Genomic DNA, 23,502 nt, shown 5'->3' on the forward strand with positions numbered 1-23,502 from the left:
TTCTCGTATGGGTAAAATTGCGTTTGTTTTTCCTGGCCAAGGCTCGCAGTCAGTAGGGATGGGCCATGATTTATACACGAATCATCCGGCTGCCAAGGCTTATTATGACCGCGCCAATGAAGCGCTGGGCTTTTCCTTGTCTGATCTGATCTTCCAAGGTCCGGAGGACCAGCTGAAGATCACGTACCACACGCAGCCTGCCTTATTGACAACAAGCATCGCTTGTTTGGAAGCATTCAAGGCTGCGGGCATCACCCCAGACTATGTCGCTGGACATAGTCTGGGTGAATACAGCGCGCTCGTTGCAGCCGGCGTGCTCGCTTTTGAAGACGCGGTTCGCACGGTGCGGGCCCGCGGCGAGTTCATGGAGCAGGCCGTCCCTGGCGGCCTGGGCGCGATGGCGGCCGTGCTCGGAGCCGAGCGCGAAGCGCTTGCGGAGCTGTGCAAGGCCATTACAAGCGGCGGCTCCGTCGTGGAGCTCGCCAATGTGAACTGCCCGGGACAGATCGTCGTATCGGGCAGCAAAGAAGGTGTACAAGCGGTTGTCGAACGCTGCAAAGAAGCAGGCGCGAAGCGGGCGATCCCGCTTGAAGTGAGCGGACCATTCCACTCATCGCTGATGAAACCGGCTTCGGAGCGTCTCGCTGACGTGCTCGCATCCGTCGAGATGACCGAAGCAGCCGTGCCTGTTGTGGCGAACGTTACAGCACGCCCTGTTACAGCTCCAGCAGAAATTCGCGGTTTGCTTGTCGAACAGGTATATTCCCCTGTATTATGGGAGGACACAATCGCGTACTTGATCAGTGAAGGTGTAGATACGTTTATTGAACTGGGATCAGGAACCGTGCTTGCCGGTCTGATCAAAAAGGTCGATAAAACGGTCAAAACCGTTTCGATTGGCAGCCTCGAAGCTTTGGAGAAGTATTTACAGGAGGTGCAATAACATGCTAACGGGTAAAGTAGCACTGGTAACCGGGGCATCCCGAGGCATCGGCCGAGCGATTGCTTTGCATTTGGCCGAGCATGGCGCAGATGTTGCTGTAAATTATGCAGGAAGTGAAGCCGCTGCTGAAGAAGTAGTAGCAGCAATCGAAGCAATGGGGCGCAAAGCCATCAAACTCCGTGCTGACGTGAGCAGCTATCAGGAGTCCGAGGAATTAGTTAAGCAAACCATTGAAAAATTTGGTAAGATTGATATTCTTGTGAATAATGCAGGTATCACAAGAGACAATCTAATCATGCGAATGAAGGAAGAAGAGTTTGATCAAGTCATTGCTACGAATCTGAAGGGTGTATTTAACTGTGTGAAAGCTGTTACTCGTCCTATGATGAAGCAAAGATTCGGTCGAATAATTAATATATCTTCTGTAGTCGGCGTGCTCGGAAATCCGGGACAGGCTAACTATGTAGCAGCCAAAGCCGGCGTGATTGGTTTAACCAAGGCTACGGCGAAGGAGCTTTCCACTCGGGGCATTACCGTGAATGCGGTGGCGCCAGGTTTTATCGAAACCGATATGACCGACAAGCTGTCGGCCGAGATGCGCGAGCAAATGTTGAAGCAAATTCCGTTGGAGCGCCTTGGTCAACCCGAGGAAATCGCAAAGGTTGTTCGTTTCCTGGCATCCGACGATGCATCCTACATGACAGGCCAAACACTTCACGTGGATGGCGGCATGTACATGTAAGATTCGCCAAAAAGAGAATCTCCAAATTGCCTACTGGCAATCTGTCAAAGATTCTCGTATAATACCAAAGAGGAGGTGAACCGGATGTCCGACGTATTGGATCGTGTTAAACGAATTGTAGTCGATCGTCTAGGGGTTGATGAAGCTGAAGTCACCCTCGAAGCATCTTTCAAAGAAGATCTTGGTGCTGATTCTCTCGATGTAGTTGAATTAGTGATGGAATTAGAAGATGAGTTCGATTTAGAAATTTCAGATGAAGATGCTGAGAAGATTACGACAGTAGGAGAAGTTACGAATTACATAAAATCTCATACGTAATAGTCTACAGAGTCCCGTTTCTAATCAAGACGGGACTTCTCTCCATTCTTAGTCAATTAAAAAATCAAGATTCACTACATAGAAGGTGGTACAGATGAAAAGAGTTGTAATTACAGGTATGGGCGTAGTTACTGCCCTTGGTCAAGAGTTGGATACGTTTTGGGGCAATTTGACGGCCGGTAAGTCCGGTGTCAGCTTGATCGAGAATTTTGATGTAAGCGAATACCCAACACGCATTGCAGCAGAAGTGAAAGATTTTAATATTGAGGATTATGTGGATCGCAAAGAATCCCGCCGGATGGACCGTTTCGTGCAGTTCGCGGTAGCAGGCGCTCTTAACGCTCTGAAGGACGCGAATTTGAACCTGAAAGAGGATACGGATCCAGAACGCGTCGGGGTTTCCGTTGGCTCTGGAATCGGCGGTTTGAATACGTGGGAAGAGCAGCATAGAATCCTTTTGGAAAAAGGTCCAAAACGTGTTTCTCCGTTCTTTATTCCAATGATGATCGCGAATATGGCTTCGGGCCACATCTCGATGGTTACAGGAGCTAAAGGACCGAACTCCACAGCGGTGACAGCTTGTGCCACAGGAACGCATTCCATCGGTGATTCCTTCAAAATGATTCAACGCGGCGACGCGGACGTAATGATCTGCGGCGGAGCAGAGGCGACGATTACGCCGATTGGTGTGGCTGGTTTCTGTGCGCTGCGCGCGATGTCCACTCGCAATGATGAGCCTCATTTGGCAAGCCGTCCATTTGATACGGACCGTGACGGTTTCGTTATGGGCGAAGGATCAGGCGTTCTGATTCTGGAGTCACTTGAACATGCGGAACAGCGTGGGGCACGCATCTATGCGGAAGTCATCGGGTATGGGATGAGCGGCGACGCCTATCACATGACAGATCCGGATCCGGACGGAGCAGCACGTTGTATGGTGAAAGCAATCAAGGATGCTGGCATTTCGCCAGATGAGATTTCTTACATTAATGCTCACGGAACATCAACACCAGTTGGTGATAAGTCGGAAACAACAGCGATCAAGAAAGCGCTTGGCGATCATGCGTACAAAGTGGCGGTTAGTTCTACGAAGTCCATGACAGGGCACTTGCTTGGAGCTGCCGGAGGCGTTGAAGCCGTAATCTGTGGTCTGACAATCGCTAACAGCTTGATTGCACCAACGATTAATCTGGTGAACCAAGATCCGGAATGCGATTTAGATTATGTACCGAACCAAGCACGACAAGCAAAAGTTGATATTGCGATGTCCAATTCATTTGGTTTTGGCGGTCACAATGCAACGATTATTATGAAAAGGTTCCAAGCATAATTTGCCTGCCTGTGAAGAAAGATAACGAAATAGCATTCTCTCTGGGTGGTGAATGAAGCAATGAACCGCAATGTTAAGGAATTGCAGCAGCGGATTGGCATCACATTTCGAAAGTCAGAGCTGCTGAAGCAAGCTTTTACCCATTCTTCTTATGTGAATGAGCATCGTATTGCCGGACATAAAGATAACGAGCGTCTGGAATTTTTAGGAGATGCCGTATTGGAATTAACCGTTTCGGAATTTTTATATGATTCTTATCCCGGTCGTTCGGAGGGCGAGTTGACGAAGTTGCGAGCATCGATTGTTTGTGAGCCGTCACTCGTTACGTTTGCTGAAGATTTGGATTTTGGCGCATTTGTATTACTCGGTAAAGGCGAAGAGTTGACTGGCGGACGTAACCGCCCGGCTCTTCTTGCCGACGTTTTTGAATCCTTCATTGGTGCTTTATATTTGGATCAAGGCATAGATGTTGTCAAAGGTTTTTTGAAGAAATATGTATTTGCAAATATCTCCAGTGAAGGTAAGTTGCTCGTTATTGATTACAAGACTCAGCTGCAAGAGCATACTCAGCATCATGGAATGGGTTCTCTGGAATACCGGATCGTGAATGAACGGGGACCTGCGCATGAGCGTGAGTTTGTAGCTGAAGTACACATGGATGCCGACCTTCTAGGAACCGGAGCGGGACGTTCCAAGAAAGAAGCTGAGCAGCAAGCTGCTGCGCAAGCTTTGTTGAAATTGAATGTGACCGTTCAGCGGTAAGTCATATAGCATAAAGAGGCAGCTGCGGCTGCCTTTTTTGTTTTTTTCTCTTATTTTTAGAAGGGATATGTTACAATAATTTCTGAGGTGAGACCATGTTTTTAAAACGGATTGAATTATCCGGGTTTAAGTCTTTCGCAGACCGGACGGAGCTGGAATTTGTACGCGGTATCACCGCGGTTGTAGGTCCGAATGGGAGCGGAAAAAGTAATATTTCCGACGGTATCCGGTGGGTACTGGGGGAACAAAGCGCGAAGTCTTTGCGTGGCGGTAAAATGGAGGATGTTATTTTTGCGGGTAGTGATGCGCGCCGGGCGGTCAATTATGGCGAAGTATCGCTGACACTGGATAACACTTCCCAATCGCTTCCGCTGGATTTCAATGAAGTAACGGTTACTCGCCGAGTACATAGGAGTGGGGAAAGCGAATATTTAATCAATAAGCAGCCCTGCCGCCTGAAAGATATAACGGAATTGTTCATGGATACGGGAATCGGGAAAGAAGCGTATTCGATTATCGGACAAGGACGTATTGAAGAAATTCTTAGTACGAAATCAGAGGATCGCCGTGGTATTTTTGAAGAAGCCTCGGGGATTGTTAAATATAAATCGCGTAAAAAGGAAGCGGAAAAGAAGTTAAGTGACACCGAGCAAAATCTGCTCAGGATCCATGACTTGGTTTCAGAGTTAGAGGATCAAATTGAACCGCTGCGTGAGCAGTCGGAGAAAGCGATTCGCTACAAAGAGCTGCGTGAAACGCTCAAAAGCAGTGAGATTGCCATGTATGTTCATCAGATTGATCAGATCTATATCTCATGGAATGAAGCTTCGCAAAAGCTCGAGAAGCTCGTGAAGGAGCAGACAGAGCTTTCAACCATTGTGAATCAGCATGATGCTCATTTGGAGAAGCATCGGTGGGAAACGCGCAGGCTGGAAGAGGAGCTGGAGAAGCTTCAAGAAAGTTTGCTTGTTCTGAGTGAGGAATTCGAGAAATGCGAAGGGCACGGCGAGGTACTCAAAGAGCGTAAAAAAAATTACGTTGCCAATTACCAGCAGCTTAGCAGCACAATTGCCTTGCAGGAACAGCGCAAAATAGACAAGGAAGCTGAGATTAGCGAACAACGTGAGAAAATCATTCAAATTGGCGCGCAGCTTTTTGAATTTCAAGCCAAGCTGACGGCTGAAGAACAACGGCTGCTAGGGGTTAACGGTGGAATTAGCTCTTCGCCGGAAGATCAACTAAAGGGTGAGCTCTTAGAGACCTTGAACCGGATGGCACAAGCCCGGAACGAAATTCGTTATGCGGAGCAGCAGACGGAAAGTATCGGGCGCAGGCTGGAAAGGCTTGACGATGAGCGGCAGAAGTGGGCCGAGCAGCGCGAGAAAATCACCGTCCGCAAGCAAGAATTAACGTTAAAACTGGAAACAACGGTTAAGGAAATCGAAGACGCCAGACAGCAGTATATCCAGCTGACGCAAAGTTTGAAAAATAAGCAGGGCTTGCTTGATGATGCGTTGGGCATGGTCCGCAAATGGGAACAGAAGTTGGATGCACTGACATCACGCCGCGACACCATGAAAGAAATGGCCAACGATTACGACGGCTTTATGCAAGGTGTCAAAGAGGTGCTTAAAGCGAAAAGCCGCAAGGATTTGCGGGGGATTCGCGGTGCTGTCGCCGAACTCGTGAAAGTGCCGGCAGATGTGGAGATCGCGATTGAAACCGCTTTAGGCGGGGCTTTACAAAATATCGTCGTCGAAACCGAAGCCGATGGGCGTGAAGCGATTGCGTTCTTGAAACGCCGTCAAATGGGACGGGCGACGTTCTTGCCGATGAATGTTATCCGCGGGCGTTCGATTTCGGACAACGAGATCAACTCTCTTAGATCGGCAAAAGGTTTTGTAGGTATCGCAGTAGATCTAGTATCGTTTGATTCTACTTATCAAAACATTTTCTCTAGTCTTCTAGGCAATGTGGTTGTTGCCCAAACGTTAGAAGATGCGAATCATATTGCCGCAAAAGCACAATATCGTTATCGGGTTGTGACGTTAGAAGGCGATGTGGTCAATCCCGGAGGATCGATGACGGGAGGGAGTTTGCAGAAAAAGTCAACAAACCTGCTAGGTCGTCAGCGCCAAATCGAAGAGTTGGATAATGAAATCAAACATTCGGAGCAGCAGCTCAGTGGTTTGCGTGGTCAGACCAGCGTCATGAAGCGTGAAATTACGGATGAGATGATGGCTGTGGAGCAGCTTCGCCAACTAGGCGAGCAAAAGCGTATTGAAGAGCAGCAAATCCGCGCGGAATTAAATCCGCTGGAAGCGGAGAACCGCACGGTGGAGGAGCAGCTTTCCCTCGATAGCCAAGACAGGGGGGCGTTGCTGGAAGAGCAAGCTGATCTTGGACGGAGAAAAACAGAGTCCGAAGCAGCGCTTGCCGAGCTGCAGGAAGAAGAAGCTTCCTTGCAGCAAGCAATTCGTGATGCCGAAAGTTCGCGGAAAGCCAGCGAATCCGAGAAAGAAGAGCTGCAGGGGCAGTTGACGGATCTCAAGGTGAAGGTGGCTTCCATTTCCCAAGAGAAGCAGTCTCTTCAAGATCAGCAGCGGCGGTTGCAGCAGGATCTCAGCGAGTCCGATCGAGAGATGGAGATGAACCGCGGGCTACTGCAGCAGCTGGAGCAGGATATGAGCGCTCTTGAACAGGAAACGGTCCTTCAAGTAGAATTGCTTAACGATCTCAAACTGAAAAAGCAGCAGTGCACAGAGAGCATTGATTTTAAGCGCGCGGAGCGAACCGAATGGTTGCAAAAGCTTGAGCAGGAAGAGAATGAAACACGTGCACAGCGCGTACAGTTAAAGCAGGTTGAAGAAAGCTTGCATCAAACCGAAGTGAGAGTAACTCGTCTGGATGTTGAGCTGGAAAATTTGTTGAAAAAGCTTGGCGAAGAATACGAGCTTAGCTACGAGCTGGCCAAAGAACGTTATCCGGTTCCGGAAGATATCCAGGGTACGCAGAGCAAAGTGCGTGAGATTAAACGCGAAATTGCCTCCTTAGGCGAAGTCAACCTCGGTGCGATCGAGGAATTTGCGAGGATCTCCGAGCGTTATGAGTTTTTGAGTGCGCAGAAAAATGATTTGATCGAAGCCAAAACCACGCTTTATCAGGTTATTCGCGAGATGGATCAGGAGATGTCCAAGCGCTTCAAGACAACTTTTGATGCTATTCGTTCGCATTTTGGCGTTGTTTTCTCCAAATTGTTCGGTGGAGGACGCGCAGATTTGATCTTGTCAGAGCCAGAAAATATGTTGGATACGGGGATTGAGATCGTCGCCCAGCCGCCAGGCAAAAAGCTGCAAAATCTACAACTCTTATCAGGGGGAGAACGTGCGCTTACGGCAATTGCGCTGTTGTTCTCAATCATTCGGGTCAAGCCGGTTCCTTTCTGCGTACTGGACGAAGTAGAAGCTGCCTTGGATGAGGCGAACGTATCCCGTTTTGCGGAATATTTGCGCGAGTTCTCGGAAATGACGCAATTTATCGTCGTCACTCACCGCAAAGGAACGATGGAAGAGGCCGACGTGCTATACGGTGTAACCATGCAAGAGGGCGGCGTTTCCAAGCTCGTTTCTGTTCGATTGGAAGATGAGGAAGCGGAAATGTCAGCATCTTAATGAGTTTTTAATTTTGACAAACGCGCTCGCCCCGTTGGGTCGGCGAAGTTGTTTATTCTTGGGAGGAACTATGAGTTTTTTTAAACGGTTAAAAGAGAGCATTTCGAGCAAGGCCGAAGCGGTCACGAATAAGTTCAAAGAGGGACTAAGCAAAACGAGAGATGTATTCGTTGAGCGTGTCGATGACTTATTTAGCCGCCGCAAAAAGATTGATGAAGATTTCTATGAAGAGCTGGAAGAAATTCTGATTGGAGCTGACGTAGGCGTAAACACGGTTCTTAAGCTCATTGATCAGCTCCGTGCAGAAGTGAAAAAGCGCAAAATTGAAGATCCCGCAGAGCTGCAGCCTATTCTTTCGGAAAAACTGATCGAACTGCTGAAAGGTGACGCGGATGCAGGCCTGAATCTAAACCCTAATGGTTTGTCGGTTATTTTGTTCGTAGGCGTCAATGGCGTTGGGAAGACGACAACGATTGGTAAAATGGCGCACATGTTTAAATCCCAAGGTAAAAAAGTGCTCATGGCTGCCGGTGATACATTCCGTGCCGGGGCGATTGAGCAGCTGGAGACTTGGGGGCAGCGTGTCGGCGTTGACGTGATTAAGCAGCAATCCGGGGCTGACCCTGCTGCGGTTATGTATGATGCTGTGCAAGCAGCCAAAACCCGCGGCGTGGATATTTTGCTTTGTGACACGGCAGGACGCCTACAAAATAAAGTCAACTTGATGGAAGAGCTGAACAAAATTTACCGCGTCATCCAGCGTGAAGTACCGGATGCTCCTCATGAGGTCATTCTTGTGCTTGATGCGACAACAGGTCAAAATGCGCTGAGCCAGGCTAAGCTGTTTGGTGACAAAACCGGTCTGACCGGACTAGTACTCTCCAAGCTTGACGGAACAGCCAAGGGTGGTATCGTGGTGGCGATCCGTCAGGAACTATCCCTGCCTGTGAAGTTTGTCGGACTCGGTGAAAAAATGGATGATCTTCAGCCATTTGATTCCGAGCAGTTCGTACATGCCTTATTTGGCAAATGGATCGGCGAGCAAAAAGAAGAATAGTCGGAATAAATTCTCCTCTGCCGGCAGTCGGTTAGAGGGGGATTTTTTTGTTTGCGAACTGACAAGGTAAAACGCTTGACATTCATCTCGGAATTCAGTATGATAGGTTCTGTTGTGCTGGTGTCAAGGGTGCAACCTTTACGGAGGTGGGTTCATGACTGTCGATCAAATGCTTGCGAAAACCAATCGCATTAATCTGTTATTTGATTTCTATGAACCACTATTAACCGACAAGCAGAGAACTTTCCTTCAGTTGTATTTTCATGATGATTATTCGCTCGGAGAGATTGCCGAGAATTTCGAAATAAGCCGCCAAGCGGTGTATGAACATATAAAACGGGCAGAGTTAACTTTACAGGAATATGAAGCTAAGCTGCATCTGTTACATAAGCATGAACAACGCATGAAGCTGCGCACAGAGCTGGATCATATGCTGGATGGCTGTGAACCTGAGCTAAAGAGGAAAACAGCGGAGCTTTTTGATACAATAATAGGGATCGATTAAAAAGTGTAAGCAGGAGGTGAAGCGCATGGCATTTGAAGGATTAGCCAACCGATTACAGAACGTATTCGGCAAGCTGAGAAGCAAAGGTAAGCTGACGGAAGAAGATGTAGGCGAAGCGCTTCGCGAGGTCAGACTCGCTCTGCTTGAAGCGGACGTTAACTTTAAAGTGGTGAAAGACTTTATTGCTAAGGTGAAGGAACAAGCTATCGGACAAGAAGTGCTGAAGTCCTTTACACCGGGCATGGTCGTTATCGATATTGTTAACAAAGAGCTCACGGCATTGATGGGTGGGACACAAAGTAAGCTGGCTCGATCCAATCGACCGCCAACTGTCATTATGATGGCAGGCTTGCAAGGGGCAGGTAAAACAACGACGTCAGGTAAACTGGCTAAGATGCTCCTTAAGCAGAACCATAGACCACTGTTGGTTGCGTGTGACATTTACCGTCCTGCGGCAATCAAGCAGTTGGAAGTACTCGGCGATCAGTTAAAAGTTCCTGTTTTTTCATTAGGAGATCAAGTAAATCCTGTTGAAATTGCAAAAGCAGGTCTGCAACACGCCAAAGATAATGGCAATGATTATGTGATCATTGATACTGCAGGTCGTCTGCATATTGATGAGAACTTGATGGATGAGCTGAAAAATGTTCGTTCCGTCGTTGATCCTGATGAAATCTTGCTAGTTGTAGATGCGATGACGGGGCAGGATGCTGTCAATGTCGCGGAGAGTTTCCATCAGCAGCTGGAGCTTACAGGTGTCGTACTTACCAAGTTGGATGGCGATACCCGCGGTGGTGCCGCGTTATCTGTCAAGGCGGTAACAGGTTGCCCGATTAAATTCGTAGCAAGCGGCGAAAAGATGGATGCATTAGAACCATTTTTCCCGGATCGTATGGCGTCAAGAATTCTTGGCATGGGCGATATGCTTACTTTGATTGAGAAAGCGCAAGCTGGCATCGATATGGACAAGGCGAAAGAAATGGAGCGCAAAATGCGCAACGCCGAATTCACCTTCGAGGATTTCCTTGATCAAATGGAGCAAGTGAAGAAGATGGGGCCGCTTGATCAGATCCTGGAGATGCTGCCAGGCGCGAACAAGATCAAAGGCATGAAAGATATGAAAGTCGACGACAAGCAGATGGCGCGTGTTGAAGCGATTGTGAAGTCGATGACCAAGGAAGAGAAACGCAAGCCTGAGCTGCTAAATGCAAACCGCCGCAAGCGGATTGCACTAGGAAGCGGGAACTCGGTACAAGAGGTCAACCGTTTCATTAAGCAGTTCGATGATATGCGCAAAATGATGAAGCAATTTTCAGGCATGATGGGGCCGAAGGGCGCCAAGGGTATGAAGAAGTTAGGCAAGGGATTTAAATTTCCCTTTTAAATAATGCTTTTTATTCTAAGTAGGAGGTGATTTTTCATGGCAGTACGTATTCGTCTTAAACGTGTAGGCGCTCATAAAGCTCCTTTCTACCGTGTGGTGGTTTCGGATTCCCGTTCCCCGCGTGATGGTCGTTTTATCGAAGAAATCGGAACTTATAACCCGATTGCAGAACCAGCAGCTGTAAACCTTGATGAGGAAAAAGCGCTGAAATGGCTTCAAACTGGCGCTCAACCGTCCGATACAGTTCGCAGCCTGTTCTCCAAAGCAGGTTTGATGACTAAGTTTCACGAGCTGAAATTACAGAAGTAATCTGTTAACTTTCGGAGGGTGGGTTCATGAAGGATCTTATCACCGTTATTGCTAAGGCTCTTGTAGATCATCCGGAAGAAGTACGTGTCGCTGTCGTGGAGAAGGATGACAAAATTGAGTACAGGCTGTCTGTTCACCCCGACGATGTCGGTAAAGTGATCGGGAAGCAGGGCAAGATTGCGAAATCGCTCCGCACAGTCGTCACGTCAGCAGCAGTGAAAGAAACGAAGCGGGTAGCCGTTGAAATCGTTTCATAAGAAACCAGGTTAGGATTCAGTTCCTAACCTTTTTCTTATATGGTCTTGAAAGGTAAATTATAGTGGAGGTTGGGCAAGCGCAAATGACCGAGAAACTCATAACTGTTGGTAAAATCGCAAATACCCACGGGATTCGTGGGGAATTGAAAATAGTGCCGGAAACGGATTTTCCAGAACGCTTTGACAAAGGAAATGCCTTAATTATTGTTGACCCTCAAAATAAGCAAACGCCGGTGACGGTTCAAACCTCCCGCTTACATAAAAATGTGTTTATCGTCCAATTTACGCAGTTCAGCAATATTAATGAGGTTGAGAAATTCAAAGGTTCATTGCTAAAAATCGAAGCTAAGAATCAACAGCCCTTGGAAGAGGGAGAATACTATTACCACGAAATTATTGGCTGCAAGGTCATAACGGAAGAAGGCCAAGAGTTAGGGTTAATTTCCGAGGTGTTGACGCCTGGTGCAAATGACGTTTGGGTTGTGGACTTGCCAAAAGGCAAACAGCTGCTGCTTCCTGTGATCGATGATGTGATCCTGGATGTGGATGTTGCTGCCAAAACAATCCGGATTCATTTGATGGAAGGACTAATGGAATGAGAATCGATGTATTGACCTTGTTTCCGGAAATGTTTGACGGGGTATTTTCGTCGAGCATTTTGGGGAAAGCGCGTGACAAGGGAATTGTTAGTCTAAATACCGTGAATTTTCGTGAGTATTCCAATAACAAACACAATACGGTAGATGATTATCCCTACGGTGGCGGCGGTGGAATGGTCCTAAAGCCAGAACCGATCTTTGCCGCAGTTGAAGCTTTGCCTAAACATCAAGAGGCGGGAGAAATGCCTGCTAAACCGCGCGTCATTCTCATGTGTCCGCAGGGTAAGCCATTTTCGCAGAAAATTGCCGAAGAACTCTCAAGCGAAGAGCATCTTGTGTTTATTTGCGGTCACTATGAGGGCTACGATGAACGCATTAGGCAGTATCTGGTGACCGATGAGCTGTCCATAGGTGATTATGTATTAACTGGCGGAGAATTGCCTGCTATGGTCGTTATAGACAGCGTAGTGAGGCTTTTGCCAGGTGTGCTTGGCAATGAGATGTCAGCGGTGACCGATTCGTTCTCGACAGGCCTGCTGGAATACCCGCACTATACAAGGCCGGCTAAATTTAGAGAGTGGGAAGTGCCTGAAATGCTTTTATCAGGACATCATGAGAACGTGAAGCGTTGGCGCCGTAAGGAATCCATCCATCGTACTCTTGAGCGCCGTCCTGATTTGCTGGAAGGTAGAGAGCTGACCAAAGAAGAAAAGGTTTGGATCATGGAATGGCAAGAGAAAAACAAATGAAGTAGCCCCCAAAAACTTCTCTATTGAATTTCTTTTCTGTCTATGATATTATATATTCTGTTGTGAATTTTTCAACAGTTCGAGTCTGGTGGTCCTCTACGCATAACAGCTAAGACATACTATGTAGATAAGCGGAATGAACACCTGTGTGGAAGGAGGGAGTCAACTATGAATCTTATTCAAGAGATTACGAAAGAGCAACTCCGTACGGATATTCCTAATTTCCGTCCAGGAGACACACTTAAAGTACACGTAAAAGTTATCGAGGGTACACGTGAGCGTATTCAGCTGTTCGAAGGTGTTGTTATCAAACGCCACGGCGGTGGAATCAGCGAAACGTTTACAGTTCGTAAAATTTCTTACGGTGTGGGTGTGGAAAGAACTTTCCCATTCCATTCTCCGAAGATTGAGAAGATTGAAGTGGCTCGCCGTGGTAAAGTTCGTCGTGCGAAACTTTATTATCTGCGTGGTCTTCGTGGTAAAGCAGCAAGAATCAAAGAAATTCGATAAGAAAACGGGGGGCTTGTTTAGGCAAGTCTCCTTTTCATTTTTACAGGGCAAACTATATACATAAAACCAAAACTGGAAAAGAGGCAATCAGTGATGGAACAGAATGAGCAAGATCAGCCTAGAGTAAGCTCAGTTACGACCGCGGAAGCTGTATCAGCAAAACCTGTAAAAACAGCAAAAAGCGAAACTTGGGAATGGATTAAAGCATTAGTAATCGCGGGCGTGCTCGTTATTATTATTCGCTGGTTCCTGTTCTCGCCTTTCATCGTCGATGGTGATTCCATGCGTCCGAATTTTTCTACCGGCGAGCGACTCATTGTCAATAAAATTGTCTATGATATTCGCGCACCGAAACGGGGAGAAGTGATCGTTTTCCATGCGCCTGAAGGGAAAGATTACATTAAGCGTGTAATTGCACTCCCAGGTGAAACCGTTAAAGTAACAGGCGATAAAGTGTTTATTAACGGCCAAGAGATTGATCAGCCATTTATCAAGGAAGCCATCGAACAAGCGAATAAAGAAGGACATGCTTATAACACATTGTCAGATTTCCCGGAAACGAAAGTGCCGGATGGGGAGCTGTTTGCAATGGGAGATAATCGTCCGAACTCGAAAGATAGCCGTGCTAAAAGTGTAGGCTTCGTTCCATTCGAAAAGATCGTTGGCCGTGCGGAAGTTATTTTCTGGCCGCTGAACAAAATTAGTTTTATACATTTTTGAGGTGAAATAGAATGACCATTCAATGGTTTCCCGGTCACATGACCAAAGCTCGAAGGCAGATTGAAGATAAGCTAAAGCTGATTGATGTCGTCATTGAGCTCTTGGATGCCCGCGTACCGCTCTCCAGCCGGAACCCGATGGTTGATGAAATTTTGAAGGGCAAACCCCGTTTGGTCCTTTTGAATAAAACCGATTTGGCGGATCCCCAAGTGACAGCGCAATGGGTGAAATTTTTTGCTGAACAAGGACTGCCTGCTTTGCCAATTGATGCAGCTACTGGAACAGCGACCAAAGAAATATTACCCCGCGTGAAACAGCTGTGGGCAGATAAGATTGAACGTCAACTTAGCAAAGGGATTAATCCTCGTGCTGTAAGGGCGCTCATCGTCGGCATTCCGAACGTTGGGAAGTCAACGCTTATCAATCAGTTGGCGGGTAAAAAAATCGCAGCAACCGGTGATAAACCGGGTGTTACCAAAGGTCAACAGTGGATCAAAGTCGGAACGGAAATGGACTTGTTGGATACGCCAGGTATTTTGTGGCCGAAATTCGAGGATCAATTGGTTGGTCAGCGTCTTGCAGCGACCGGTGCGATTAAAGAAGAATTGCTGCATTTGGATGAAATTGCACTTTTTGTTGTTCGCTATATGGTTGAACATTATGGTGCAGCTCTTCAAGAGCGATTCGGAGTAACCGACCTTCCGGAGGATATGGAGAATGTGCACGAAGTGGTTAAGGTAATGGAAGCAATCGGTCGGAAGCGCGGAGCCATTGTGAGTGGTGGTAAAGTGGATCTGGATAAAGCATCCTTAATTATCATCCGTGATCTTCGAGCAGGTAAAATGGGGCGTATTTCCTTGGAAAAGCCTCAGTAATACGAGAAATGTAGAAAGCCACTTTCGGACCGAGTTGTTAAGGCGGGCGGAGGTGGTTTTTTTGTTGAAAAAAATGGGTATAGCTTGGCGAAGCGGCAATCCCTTATAATGATGAGATGGAAAGGGGCGAAAGCCATTGCTGGAGCACGAAAAGGAAGTATGGGAGCAAGGATTCAGCCTTGTTGCCGGGATTGATGAGGTAGGAAGAGGATGTTTATTCGGAGATGTCGTTGCGGCAGCTGTCATTCTTCCGCAAGGGTATGTATTGGATGAGGTGAATGATTCCAAGAAACTGTCTGAGAAGAAACGGGAAACCCTCTATGAACAAATTATGAGTGAAGCTCTAGCTGTAGGGATTGGCATTGTTGATGTTGATCAAATTGAAGCGATAAATATTAAACAAGCCGCTAGATTAGCCATGAAGCAGGCTGTCGAGCAGTTAAGCCAAGTACCGGATTATTTACTTGTGGATGCAGAGAAAGTAGATTTGGAAATTCCACAAACAGCTATTATACATGGAGATGCATTAAGTCAATCTATTGCAGCAGCATCGATTATCGCCAAGGTGACGCGGGATCGGATGTGCGCTGATTGGGATGAGCAATATCCCGAGTACGGACTCGCGGTACATAAGGGTTATGCCACAAAGCACCATAGAGAGATGTTATTGCGCTATGGTCCGACGGCGCTCCACCGTAAATTATTTATACGCAAAGTGATGGCGCAGCTGGAAGAGAAAGAAACGCAGCCGCAGTCTGAACAATTGGAACTGGACTTCATCTGACTTCATCTTATTCAGAAATGGCGAGAAGCAGCCGATAATATACATAAGAGATAGAAAGATTTGAGGTGAACGGGATGAACATAAGTGGATTGATTCGCAGCTTGGTGGGTGATTTAACGGCTTCGGATAGCAAGGTGCTTGAACTAAAAGTAGGACAAGTTGTCAAAGGTGTCGTTCTTCAACTGCTTAGCGATCAAGAAGCATTACTTAATATAAGCGGCGTACAAGTCAGAGCCAAACTGGAAACTCCTCTTAAGCAAGGAGATGTGACTTACCTGCAGGTTCAACCGGAATCAAGCGGCGGACAAATTATGTTGAAGCCGTTGACGGCGTCGGATGTACAAATTACAGAAGATTCCCTCGGTGATCTCCTTAAAGCCTTTTCGGTTAAGGATACGGCCGGCAATCGGCAAATGGTTCAACTCATGCAGCAGGAAGGCGTTCCTGTATCCAAGGAAACGGTAAAAGCTTTTGAAATTTTGATGAGTAACATACCTGAGGGTGTGAATAAGGAAGAATGGGCGCAAGCTGCTGTACTAGCCCACAAAAAGGGTTTGCCCCTTACACAAGAAACAGTAGGGGCCTTAAGACAGGTTACTTCCGGCCCTCCAGTAGGGAAGGTGCTGGAGCAGCTTGAGCAGCAGGCTGCGAAATTGCTGGAGCAGCAGCCTGAGCATCCCGCAGCCGACACCGCGAAGCAGGTCGTCGCGCTGCTTAGAGAGCTGCGGGCTTCCGCCGCAGCTGTGTGGCCCGCGCGGCCGCCGGAGGCGCCGGCCGCGGCGCCCGCTCCGCCAGCTGCTGCGCAGGCTGGCGCCAGCGGCACGGCGGCTTCCGCAGAGCCGCCGCCGCGTGTCGGCAGCGCGCCAGTGGCCGCTGCCGTAACCGCCCCGCCCGATGCAGCGGGCGGGGAGCTGGCCGCCGCCCCGGCGCAGCCGACGGCGGAACCGCAGGCCGCCGCCCCGGCGCAGCCGACGGCGGAACCGCAGGCCGCCCGCACCGCGAGGGCGGCCATGCCGGAGGCACAGGCGCGAAGCGCTGTGCCTGCGCCTGAAGGCGAACCGCCGGTGGCGGGTTCGCCTGTGCAGGAGCCGCCTGCGAAGCAGAAGGCGGCGGAGCCATTAGAGGCGCGCAGCAGTGCGCCTCAGGAGGCCGAGGCTGATCCAGAGCTTAACTGGATCAGCAGGATGCTCAAAGCCGTCGGCGTGGAGCATGAGGCTCATCTGGCAGCGAAGCTGGATGAGCGCGGAGAGGTCATGCAGCGCGGCCGGCTCCCTAAGGAAGATCAGCTGCCTAACCTGATCGCCATGGCTTCTCAGCAGGACGATACGGCCAAGCCTGCAGCTGCTGAGACCCTGAAGAGCTTGCTATTGCAGCTCACGGCTTCCAGCGATACGCCGGCGCCGCTCAGAGAGGCAGCGCAGCAAGCAGTCGGGCAAATCACGGGTCAACAGTTGATGTTGACTGCTGACAAAACCGCCATGTTTGCCCATATGACCTTGTTTATTCCTTTTATGGATGGAACTGGTCGGCAATCAGCAGCCGTTCATATTCAATCCCACAAAGGGAAACGCGGTGAAGTAGACGCAAGCAACTGTCGCTTGTTGTTCGATCTACAAATGAAAGTCATGGGGAATACGTTAGTGGACGTACATGTTGTTAATAAGATCGTCTCATTGACGATTCATAATGATCATCCGGCCTTAGCTCCTATGATGGAGGAGTCCAAGGAAGAAATAACATCAGCGATGAACAAAGCGGGATACCAATTTATTTCGTTGAAATGTTCACCCTATCCACAGCCTGTAAGCAACGAGGATGAGGGGAAAGTGAAGGGTGTTACAGATGGTCGGGCAGATCTTCGCTCGCTCTACCTCCCCAAAACGTATAAGGGGGTAGATTTTCGGGCATGACCAAGCAAAAGAATCCAGCGGGAACACCTGAACCTACGCCGATCAAGAAGGCCGTAGCGCTTCGCTACTCCCCTGAAGCGCAGAAGGCTCCAACCCTGATTGCCAAAGGTAAAGGCCATGTGGCTGAAGCTATTTTACAAAAGGCAAAGGATAACGGCATTCCTGTTCAAGAAGATTCTTCCTTAGTCGAAGTATTATCCAAGCTGGACCTGGATCAGGAAATTCCTCCTGAGCTCTATCAGTTGGTGGCGGAAGTGCTAAGCTTTATCTATCGATCGGATAACCGGATGCGAACCCAGAGGGACAGATAATGAAAGAACCAGGGAAAGATAACAGGAAGCAGCTTGGCAAGCTTGGCGAAGATGCGGCGGAGGCATTGTTGATCAGCAAGGATTATCGGATTCTGGAGCGGAACTGGCGCTGTCGTACGGGAGAACTGGATATCGTTGCTGAACAAGCAGGTACGCTCGTATTTATTGAGGTCAGAACAAGACGTTCTACCGGCCGCTTTGGAACCGCCAAAGAATCCGTTGATGTCCGTAAGCAAATGAAAGTGAAAGAAACGGCGCAATTTTACTTGCATCGTTTTCAAAAATATGAGAACTCCGTTCGCTTTGATGTCATTGCCGTTGAAATATCCTTGGATGAGGCAACGACTCAAATTGAACATATTCAAGGAGCCTTTTGAGACTGATTCGTAGAGAAGACGAACGGGCTCAAAAGGCTCTTATTTGTGTCATCCTTCTTGCTCTTTTTGCTGCTTATCGAGATTCCGGTATTGAATGGCCTCAGCCAAGTGATGAGATAGAATACGATCGCTTTCCTCTAAGTCTGCAATCGTTAAAGCTAATCGCAGAATGCGGTCATGGGCTCTAGCGCTTAGTCCAAGAGCCTCAAAGGATGCGCTCAGCAGCTGCTCTCCCTCAGCCGTCAGCTGGCAAATTTGTCTCATTCGAGTACCGCTTAATTCATTATTATGCTGAATGCTGGTGCCAGCATAGCGCTTTTGCTGTCGCTGATGGGCAATTAAAACTTTCTCTAACATTTCCGAGGATGATAAAGGATTACTGATTGTGTGCTCCTTTAACTGAGCATAACTCGGTTTAGGCACCTCCACATGGAGATCGATGCGATCAAGGAGAGGCCCGGATATTTTGGAACGGTACTGAACGATTTTTGCATGGGAGCAAATACAGGCATTTGCTTCATTATCTGCTCCGTAATAGCCGCAGGGGCAAGGATTCATGGCAGCAGCTAAAATAAACTGCGAAGGAAATGTATAAACGGCTCGTGCTCTAGCGATTGTAACAGAGCGCTCCTCAAGTGGCTGTCTAAGAACTTCGAGTGCATTTCGTGTAAACTCCGGCAGTTCGTCCAGGAACAGGATTCCACGGTGAGCTAAACTGACTTCGCCTGGTTTCGGTATCGTTCCACCTCCAACCAGCCCTGCAGCGCGTATAGTTATAAAAGGGGTAGAAAAATGACGAAATAATGACTCAACTAAAGCGAATCACCTGCTGGTGGTTCTTTTTTATGTGGAATTATATCATTGTCATAGCCGCGGAACTTTATTCAAGATCTGAGAGCACATACAAAGGTTTGCAACGGAATGAAAACAAAGCGATATAGATAGGAGACAATAGATTGACTCCATTAATGGTTCATATGAAGGCTCCAGTGTGAGCCTTTTTTTACAATAAATGATTGTTCAAACTTCCAATTACTAGTATGATGAGAAAAGAATTAATAAACAGAAGGGAAAGTGTGTTTTGGATAAATCACTTATCACTGCTTCTACTAAGGCAGTATCATCATTAACTGAACAGAATATCAGTTTAATTGAAAAAGTTCATAATGCAATACGACTTAGACGATATATCGGGCAGAATTTATTTTTAATTTTCGGAGCATTACTGATCATTGGTTACTTTTATATAATAAAGAATCATGGTTATTTGTTTACAGTATGTATTTTACTAGTTCCCTTTTTAATTGCAATATTGATTAGTTACTCAATTAGTAAATCCAATAACACAAAATACACTAAATATTTATATTTTGTTAGTATTTATATCATTGCAATTTCAGCAGTTATGGGATTTGGTTTATTAACGTTTTTGGCTGGCTCTGACATAGTAAGTACTGATGGAATTAAAGTTTCCTCCATTTTTTTGGCAATAATAATGTTGCTTCCAACTCTCTTGTTTCTATATTCATTCTACTACGCATCTAGAGATATTGCTGAAGCCACCGTCCGTTATATTTTCCGAAATGATTATAAGATTTCAATCAAACTTTTAAGTGGTGAAATGCTTACAGGAGATTTACTGAATATAACGAACAAGAATGATTATATTGTAAAACCTGAAGAGGGCACAAATGAGATTTTAGTAAAAAATCAGAGTATATCCTATATAGAGATTAGATAAAAAGAGCCGTAGAGGTTTATACTCACGGCTTCTTTCCCATACTTAAATAGAAATAAGAGCAAGGGATGATCAAGTTAATGACCAGTATAGATACGGTGTTTAACAAATTGTGCGATGCACTCAAAATTGACTTAAGATACTTGGATTCAATTCTCATAGTGAGAATGAACACTCATTTTTTCTTTATCCTTGGTAAGTACGATTTAGTGTTATTAGATCGAGCTATAGATGAATACCAAGATATTCTACGAAGAATATTCTATGATGAATTAAATAAGTATGGAATGAGAAGCATTGAAAAAGTATTTAAATTCGCAATACATGCGACAAAAGCTGTATACGAAAAGAAATTAGAGTCCATATCAAAATAATAAGAAAAGCACCTGAAATTACGAAATTACTCGGGTGCTTTTTCATTGAACTTAGTTAAAATTTTATTTGCTCTTTAACGATCTCTACATGTAAGATAAACTTGAAATGGACTATCTTATTTATTGCTACATGAGAGTGGGAAATATCTTTGGACGATGTAAATGAAAGAATAAAGAAAATCATTGATCGATCAGTAGCTGATGCTTTGAAAGAAATTTATAGTAAATACGGAATTGGAAATGACAATTCGCCTCCAGTTGATGAAAGTTTTTCATATACGTGTGAGGTTTGCAAACATTCGAAAGGTATTTGTTTAGAGTGTCAAAACAAATATAGTATCAGCTTGGGGAAAATGGAGGCTGTTCTAAATACATCTCTGAATAAAGTTGGTGACGAACTATCTTTCTCCCAGACTGTGGTTCAAAATAATCGATTAGGTAACTTTATAGGCGATTTAGATAAGTCTGAAAAATACAGGCTAGATAATTCTCAGGGTATTGTAAGTTGGCGAAGAGGTTTTACATTACACTTTATTTACAGTGATACTCTTTCTTATGAAAAACTATTAACGATTGCGAATCATTATAATGAAAAAATGCAAGCACTTGAACTAAAAGAAGATGAGCTCAGAGAAAGAGATAGGATTATCAAGGAGTCTGCTCGACTAAGAAAAGAGCAATTACTGGTAGTTCAAAAATCACTCATACATAATTCTAGAACAGCAAAATGCTTCAGATGTTCGAATAGACTATCTACAGAATCTCATCTTATATGTAATGTATGTAAGTGGATTGAATGTGATTGTGGTGCGTGTAAATGCAATTATGTAAACAGGTTTTAGTGATTAATACGCGAAGAAGACACCTGATCACTCGGGTGTCTTTTCTTCGTCGTCTGGTATTTCACTAACCTTAAATAACTCTTCAACATTTATATTTAATGCTTTTGCTATCGAGAACAGGTGTAAATCTGAATGCTGTTTTTGATTGTCAAATCTAGAAATTGCAGGTTGCGGAACTCTTGCCTTTTCAGCTAAATATTTTTGAGTTATATCACGTTCCTTTAGTAATTCAAGTAAACGAGGTTTTACTTCTAACAACACTCATCTACCCCCTCTCCCTAATAATAACTATACAGAATTCAGTATACAGAATCAAATATTTTATTGACATTGAATATTGAGTATTGTATATTGAAATTACAGAAAGAGCATAATAAAGGAGCGATAAAAAATGTTCGAGAAAACTAAAGTAGGTTTACTCAAGTTGCTTCAAGACACTGCACAAATTGATATCTACACTGGTGAGATTGAACATGAGCATATAGCAGCTTATGAATGTGTCAGAGACGAATATGGCGAAGAAGACGTAAAAGGATTCTGGGAAACTTTTAGCGGTAAAATTGAACTTATACATAGCCATGTTTGGCACTACGACAACCTAAGACTCGAACTAGTTTAAGCCTCCTGATGAGCTGATGAAATTCCAGCGAAACGTTTTCCTTTAAAGGAAAGCGTAGGGGTAAATAAATTCTAATTTAAAAGGTGATGAAAATGGAACAACAATTATTCTATCGCGGGGATATCTGGATGGTGGACCTTCATTCTGGAGTATATGGATCGGAGCAAGGTGGGAAAAATTATCCATGCCTGATCCTACAAAATGACACAGGTAATCGTTTTAGCCAAACGGTAATTGTTGCAACTATTTCATCTAGTCAGACGAAGAAGCGTATGCCTACGCACGTCAAACTTGATTCTAAGAAGTATGGCCTTATGAAAGACTCTTTCATTGGATTAGAGTCTATCAAGACCGTAGACAAATGGCGCTGCTTCCAGAAGTTAACGGAAGTCGATGACGAAATTCTAGAACAAGTTGATAATGCGATTGACATTAGTATCAAAGGCAAGAGAACACAGCAAAGGAGATGGGCGTAAATGTTTGCAGTGATTAGCAAGGGTGTTTTCACTAAAGAGGCATTTAAGAAGTTTCTGGAGGAGATTGGCCTTATTGATCAATGTAAGTCAATCATTGACCAAGTTGAGCGCTTGGGGAGATTACAAATTGGTAAGTGGCGTTTTATGTTAGTGAGATAGGAGGGATGCCCAATTGTACGAAGCCTACGATGGAACACCATTTATTAACGACGAAGATTCATGAAGTTTCAAAATAACAAATAAATCCGCATTTCAAAAGGAGAGAATAAACTCTCCCAGTTTCTAAGCTTTTTGACTCAGTTCTTCCTCATTCAGAGTACGAACTACATTTGTACTTCTAAAAAGTCTAGTACCATCAGAAAGCTTACAACTTTCTTCATTGTATTCGGCCAAAGTTGTAACAGGTCTCATTCGAATCTTTCCTTGATAAACAACGACTTCTACTTTTTCTTTGATTGCTTGTTCAAAATCATTATCTGTAACTATTACTTGACCAGCTTTGAAAGTCATTGTCGCTCCACCTTTTCAGTTAATCGTAAGAGGTAAATATAGCCTATATCGTGCCCTAAATCAAACATTATATTACGACCAAATTTAGATTGGGGATTCTAATGCAATCTATTTACTATGAAATTCTATAGATACCGTTAAATCTATTATTAAAAGAAACAGAGAAGAATTCAATGATATTGGGGGAAGAAAAAATAGTTGTTGACGGATTTTCAATCTCGTGTGAAGATGTTAGTGGGAGGAGTCCTTGAAACACAAAATGACTCAGCATATTTCGCTGTGTCTGTTTTAGAATACTCAATTTATTTAATTGAAAGGAGGCTTTGTTTCCTGTTCTTTGACAACTTTATATTCTTAGTTCCTCATTGCGACTGAGGAATTGAATGTTTATAAAACTTTTCTTTTATTAGAATACCATCGTACTTAACATCTGTAAAGAAAAATCTTATAAAAGTTAAATTTCATTAGGAAAGGAACATCAAATGGATATTGTAACTGTTCATTCTGCTCGTATGGCAGGATGGCTCATGTTTAATGGAGTCATGTACATCCAAACAACTCGGAAGCTGGATGATCCAAACAAGATTGTATTTAAATTCGTTAACACATCTAGATTGCAACAACTAATGGAAGCTATCAGCAAAAAGTAACATCTTGGACGCTTTCGTCCAACATTATTTATCTGAAAATAATCATGGACGTTTTCGGGCTACATTATTTAAAATCATGGACGTTTCCGTCCAACATTATAGCAACATCTTGGACGCTTTCTAGCCTGTGGCACCAAGACAGTATCTTTATAGAAAGATTTAAATAAATTAATACTTTAA

29 protein-coding genes and 1 pseudogene are annotated in these 23,502 nt (G+C 45.4%); 26 read left to right on the forward strand and 4 right to left on the reverse strand.

Going from position 1 to position 23,502, the window contains the following annotated elements:
- Positions 1-7: 7 nt before the first annotated feature.
- From fabD to AC3WTJ_RS22755, 20 genes are all read left to right on the forward strand, one after another.
- Complete coding sequence (gene fabD / locus AC3WTJ_RS22660) at positions 8-943, forward strand: ACP S-malonyltransferase (RefSeq protein WP_492523765.1); 936 nt, start codon at positions 8-10, stop codon at positions 941-943.
- A gap of 1 nt (position 944) precedes the next feature.
- Positions 945-1,685, forward strand: coding sequence for a 3-oxoacyl-[acyl-carrier-protein] reductase (fabG, locus tag AC3WTJ_RS22665; RefSeq protein ID WP_315951141.1), 741 nt, complete (start codon positions 945-947; stop codon positions 1,683-1,685).
- A gap of 84 nt (positions 1,686-1,769) precedes the next feature.
- The gene (gene acpP, locus AC3WTJ_RS22670; RefSeq protein WP_028558238.1) at positions 1,770-2,003 is read left to right on the forward strand and encodes an acyl carrier protein; all 234 of its coding nucleotides are present in this window, start codon (positions 1,770-1,772) and stop codon (positions 2,001-2,003) included.
- A 94-nt stretch (positions 2,004-2,097) separates the two neighbouring features.
- Positions 2,098-3,333 carry a beta-ketoacyl-ACP synthase II gene (gene fabF / locus AC3WTJ_RS22675; protein ID WP_407867771.1) on the forward strand — a complete coding sequence of 412 codons (1,236 nt, stop codon included), beginning with the start codon at positions 2,098-2,100 and terminating at the stop codon, positions 3,331-3,333.
- A gap of 60 nt (positions 3,334-3,393) precedes the next feature.
- Positions 3,394-4,095, forward strand: a complete 702-nt coding sequence (gene rnc, locus AC3WTJ_RS22680; protein ID WP_127458426.1) for a ribonuclease III — start codon at positions 3,394-3,396, stop codon at positions 4,093-4,095.
- Between the two features lie 95 nt (positions 4,096-4,190).
- Positions 4,191-7,766: a chromosome segregation protein SMC gene (gene smc, locus AC3WTJ_RS22685; RefSeq protein ID WP_492523766.1), complete on the forward strand. Its 3,576-nt coding sequence runs from the start codon at positions 4,191-4,193 to the stop codon at positions 7,764-7,766.
- Positions 7,767-7,836: 70 nt separating this feature from the next.
- A complete protein-coding gene (gene ftsY / locus AC3WTJ_RS22690; protein WP_127458428.1) occupies positions 7,837-8,823 on the forward strand; it encodes a signal recognition particle-docking protein FtsY in 987 nt (328 codons plus the stop codon).
- A gap of 154 nt (positions 8,824-8,977) precedes the next feature.
- Positions 8,978-9,328, forward strand: coding sequence for a putative DNA-binding protein (locus AC3WTJ_RS22695; RefSeq protein ID WP_492523767.1), 351 nt, complete (start codon positions 8,978-8,980; stop codon positions 9,326-9,328).
- A gap of 25 nt (positions 9,329-9,353) precedes the next feature.
- Positions 9,354-10,712 (forward strand): signal recognition particle protein, encoded by a 1,359-nt coding sequence (ffh, locus tag AC3WTJ_RS22700; protein ID WP_492523768.1) that lies wholly within the window; start codon positions 9,354-9,356, stop codon positions 10,710-10,712.
- A gap of 36 nt (positions 10,713-10,748) precedes the next feature.
- Positions 10,749-11,021 (forward strand): 30S ribosomal protein S16, encoded by a 273-nt coding sequence (gene rpsP, locus AC3WTJ_RS22705; protein WP_127458431.1) that lies wholly within the window; start codon positions 10,749-10,751, stop codon positions 11,019-11,021.
- Positions 11,022-11,047: 26 nt separating this feature from the next.
- A complete protein-coding gene (locus AC3WTJ_RS22710; RefSeq protein ID WP_047672782.1) occupies positions 11,048-11,278 on the forward strand; it encodes a KH domain-containing protein in 231 nt (76 codons plus the stop codon).
- A gap of 83 nt (positions 11,279-11,361) precedes the next feature.
- Positions 11,362-11,877, forward strand: a complete 516-nt coding sequence (gene rimM / locus AC3WTJ_RS22715; protein WP_157321284.1) for a ribosome maturation factor RimM — start codon at positions 11,362-11,364, stop codon at positions 11,875-11,877.
- Positions 11,874-12,626 carry a tRNA (guanosine(37)-N1)-methyltransferase TrmD gene (gene trmD / locus AC3WTJ_RS22720; protein WP_492523769.1) on the forward strand — a complete coding sequence of 251 codons (753 nt, stop codon included), beginning with the start codon at positions 11,874-11,876 and terminating at the stop codon, positions 12,624-12,626. The genes rimM and trmD overlap by 4 nt, the downstream gene beginning before the upstream one ends.
- A 168-nt stretch (positions 12,627-12,794) precedes the next feature.
- Positions 12,795-13,136, forward strand: a complete 342-nt coding sequence (rplS, locus tag AC3WTJ_RS22725; RefSeq protein WP_127458434.1) for a 50S ribosomal protein L19 — start codon at positions 12,795-12,797, stop codon at positions 13,134-13,136.
- A gap of 93 nt (positions 13,137-13,229) precedes the next feature.
- Positions 13,230-13,856: a signal peptidase I gene (gene lepB / locus AC3WTJ_RS22730; protein ID WP_407867768.1), complete on the forward strand. Its 627-nt coding sequence runs from the start codon at positions 13,230-13,232 to the stop codon at positions 13,854-13,856.
- Between the two features lie 11 nt (positions 13,857-13,867).
- Positions 13,868-14,731 carry a ribosome biogenesis GTPase YlqF gene (gene ylqF / locus AC3WTJ_RS22735; RefSeq protein WP_492523770.1) on the forward strand — a complete coding sequence of 288 codons (864 nt, stop codon included), beginning with the start codon at positions 13,868-13,870 and terminating at the stop codon, positions 14,729-14,731.
- A 136-nt stretch (positions 14,732-14,867) separates the two neighbouring features.
- On the forward strand, positions 14,868-15,515 hold the full coding sequence (gene rnhB / locus AC3WTJ_RS22740) for a ribonuclease HII (RefSeq protein WP_492523771.1): 648 nt from the start codon (positions 14,868-14,870) through the stop codon (positions 15,513-15,515).
- 74 nt (positions 15,516-15,589) lie between these two features.
- Positions 15,590-17,425, forward strand: coding sequence for a TP0910 N-terminal domain-containing protein (locus tag AC3WTJ_RS22745; RefSeq protein WP_492523772.1), 1,836 nt, complete (start codon positions 15,590-15,592; stop codon positions 17,423-17,425).
- Complete coding sequence (locus tag AC3WTJ_RS22750) at positions 17,422-17,736, forward strand: EscU/YscU/HrcU family type III secretion system export apparatus switch protein (RefSeq protein ID WP_157321275.1); 315 nt, start codon at positions 17,422-17,424, stop codon at positions 17,734-17,736. The genes AC3WTJ_RS22745 and AC3WTJ_RS22750 overlap by 4 nt, the downstream gene beginning before the upstream one ends.
- The gene (locus AC3WTJ_RS22755) at positions 17,736-18,113 is read left to right on the forward strand and encodes a YraN family protein (protein ID WP_492523773.1); all 378 of its coding nucleotides are present in this window, start codon (positions 17,736-17,738) and stop codon (positions 18,111-18,113) included. The genes AC3WTJ_RS22750 and AC3WTJ_RS22755 overlap by 1 nt, the downstream gene beginning before the upstream one ends.
- Positions 18,114-18,161: 48 nt before the next feature.
- Here the strand turns inward: AC3WTJ_RS22755 and AC3WTJ_RS22760 are convergent, their stop codons facing one another.
- Together AC3WTJ_RS22760 and AC3WTJ_RS22765 are read right to left on the reverse strand one after the other, a co-directional pair.
- Positions 18,162-18,470, reverse strand: coding sequence for a magnesium chelatase subunit ChlI family protein (locus AC3WTJ_RS22760; RefSeq protein WP_492523774.1), 309 nt, complete (start codon positions 18,468-18,470; stop codon positions 18,162-18,164).
- 57 nt (positions 18,471-18,527) lie between these two features.
- Positions 18,528-18,899: pseudogene (locus AC3WTJ_RS22765) on the reverse strand (ATP-binding protein); the annotation flags it as partial.
- Between the two features lie 295 nt (positions 18,900-19,194).
- Between AC3WTJ_RS22765 and AC3WTJ_RS22770 the strand changes: the two are divergent.
- Together AC3WTJ_RS22770 and AC3WTJ_RS22775 are read left to right on the forward strand one after the other, a co-directional pair.
- Positions 19,195-19,854, forward strand: coding sequence for a hypothetical protein (locus AC3WTJ_RS22770; RefSeq protein ID WP_492523775.1), 660 nt, complete (start codon positions 19,195-19,197; stop codon positions 19,852-19,854).
- A 520-nt stretch (positions 19,855-20,374) separates the two neighbouring features.
- Positions 20,375-21,067, forward strand: coding sequence for a hypothetical protein (locus AC3WTJ_RS22775; RefSeq protein WP_492523776.1), 693 nt, complete (start codon positions 20,375-20,377; stop codon positions 21,065-21,067).
- 27 nt (positions 21,068-21,094) lie between these two features.
- Here the strand turns inward: AC3WTJ_RS22775 and AC3WTJ_RS22780 are convergent, their stop codons facing one another.
- The gene (locus AC3WTJ_RS22780; protein WP_492523777.1) at positions 21,095-21,328 is read right to left on the reverse strand and encodes a helix-turn-helix domain-containing protein; all 234 of its coding nucleotides are present in this window, start codon (positions 21,326-21,328) and stop codon (positions 21,095-21,097) included.
- 130 nt (positions 21,329-21,458) lie between these two features.
- On the opposite strand from AC3WTJ_RS22780, the gene AC3WTJ_RS22785 reads away from it, so the two are divergent.
- From AC3WTJ_RS22785 to AC3WTJ_RS22795, 3 genes are all read left to right on the forward strand, one after another.
- On the forward strand, positions 21,459-21,686 hold the full coding sequence (locus tag AC3WTJ_RS22785) for a hypothetical protein (protein WP_492523778.1): 228 nt from the start codon (positions 21,459-21,461) through the stop codon (positions 21,684-21,686).
- A 92-nt stretch (positions 21,687-21,778) separates the two neighbouring features.
- Positions 21,779-22,162, forward strand: a complete 384-nt coding sequence (locus tag AC3WTJ_RS22790) for a type II toxin-antitoxin system PemK/MazF family toxin (protein WP_492523779.1) — start codon at positions 21,779-21,781, stop codon at positions 22,160-22,162.
- Positions 22,163-22,321, forward strand: coding sequence for a hypothetical protein (locus AC3WTJ_RS22795; protein ID WP_492523780.1), 159 nt, complete (start codon positions 22,163-22,165; stop codon positions 22,319-22,321). It begins immediately after the preceding gene.
- A 123-nt stretch (positions 22,322-22,444) separates the two neighbouring features.
- On the opposite strand, the gene AC3WTJ_RS22800 is transcribed toward AC3WTJ_RS22795, so the two are convergent.
- The gene (locus tag AC3WTJ_RS22800) at positions 22,445-22,672 is read right to left on the reverse strand and encodes a hypothetical protein (RefSeq protein ID WP_492523781.1); all 228 of its coding nucleotides are present in this window, start codon (positions 22,670-22,672) and stop codon (positions 22,445-22,447) included.
- Between the two features lie 482 nt (positions 22,673-23,154).
- Here AC3WTJ_RS22800 and AC3WTJ_RS22805 point away from each other — a divergent pair, with 482 nt between their 5' ends.
- Entirely contained in the window at positions 23,155-23,322 is a 168-nt protein-coding gene (locus AC3WTJ_RS22805; RefSeq protein ID WP_492523782.1) for a DUF5659 domain-containing protein, read from the forward strand.
- The last annotated feature ends 180 nt before the right edge of the window (positions 23,323-23,502 follow it).

This window comes from Paenibacillus sp. FW101-FHT12H11 (assembly GCF_058790355.1).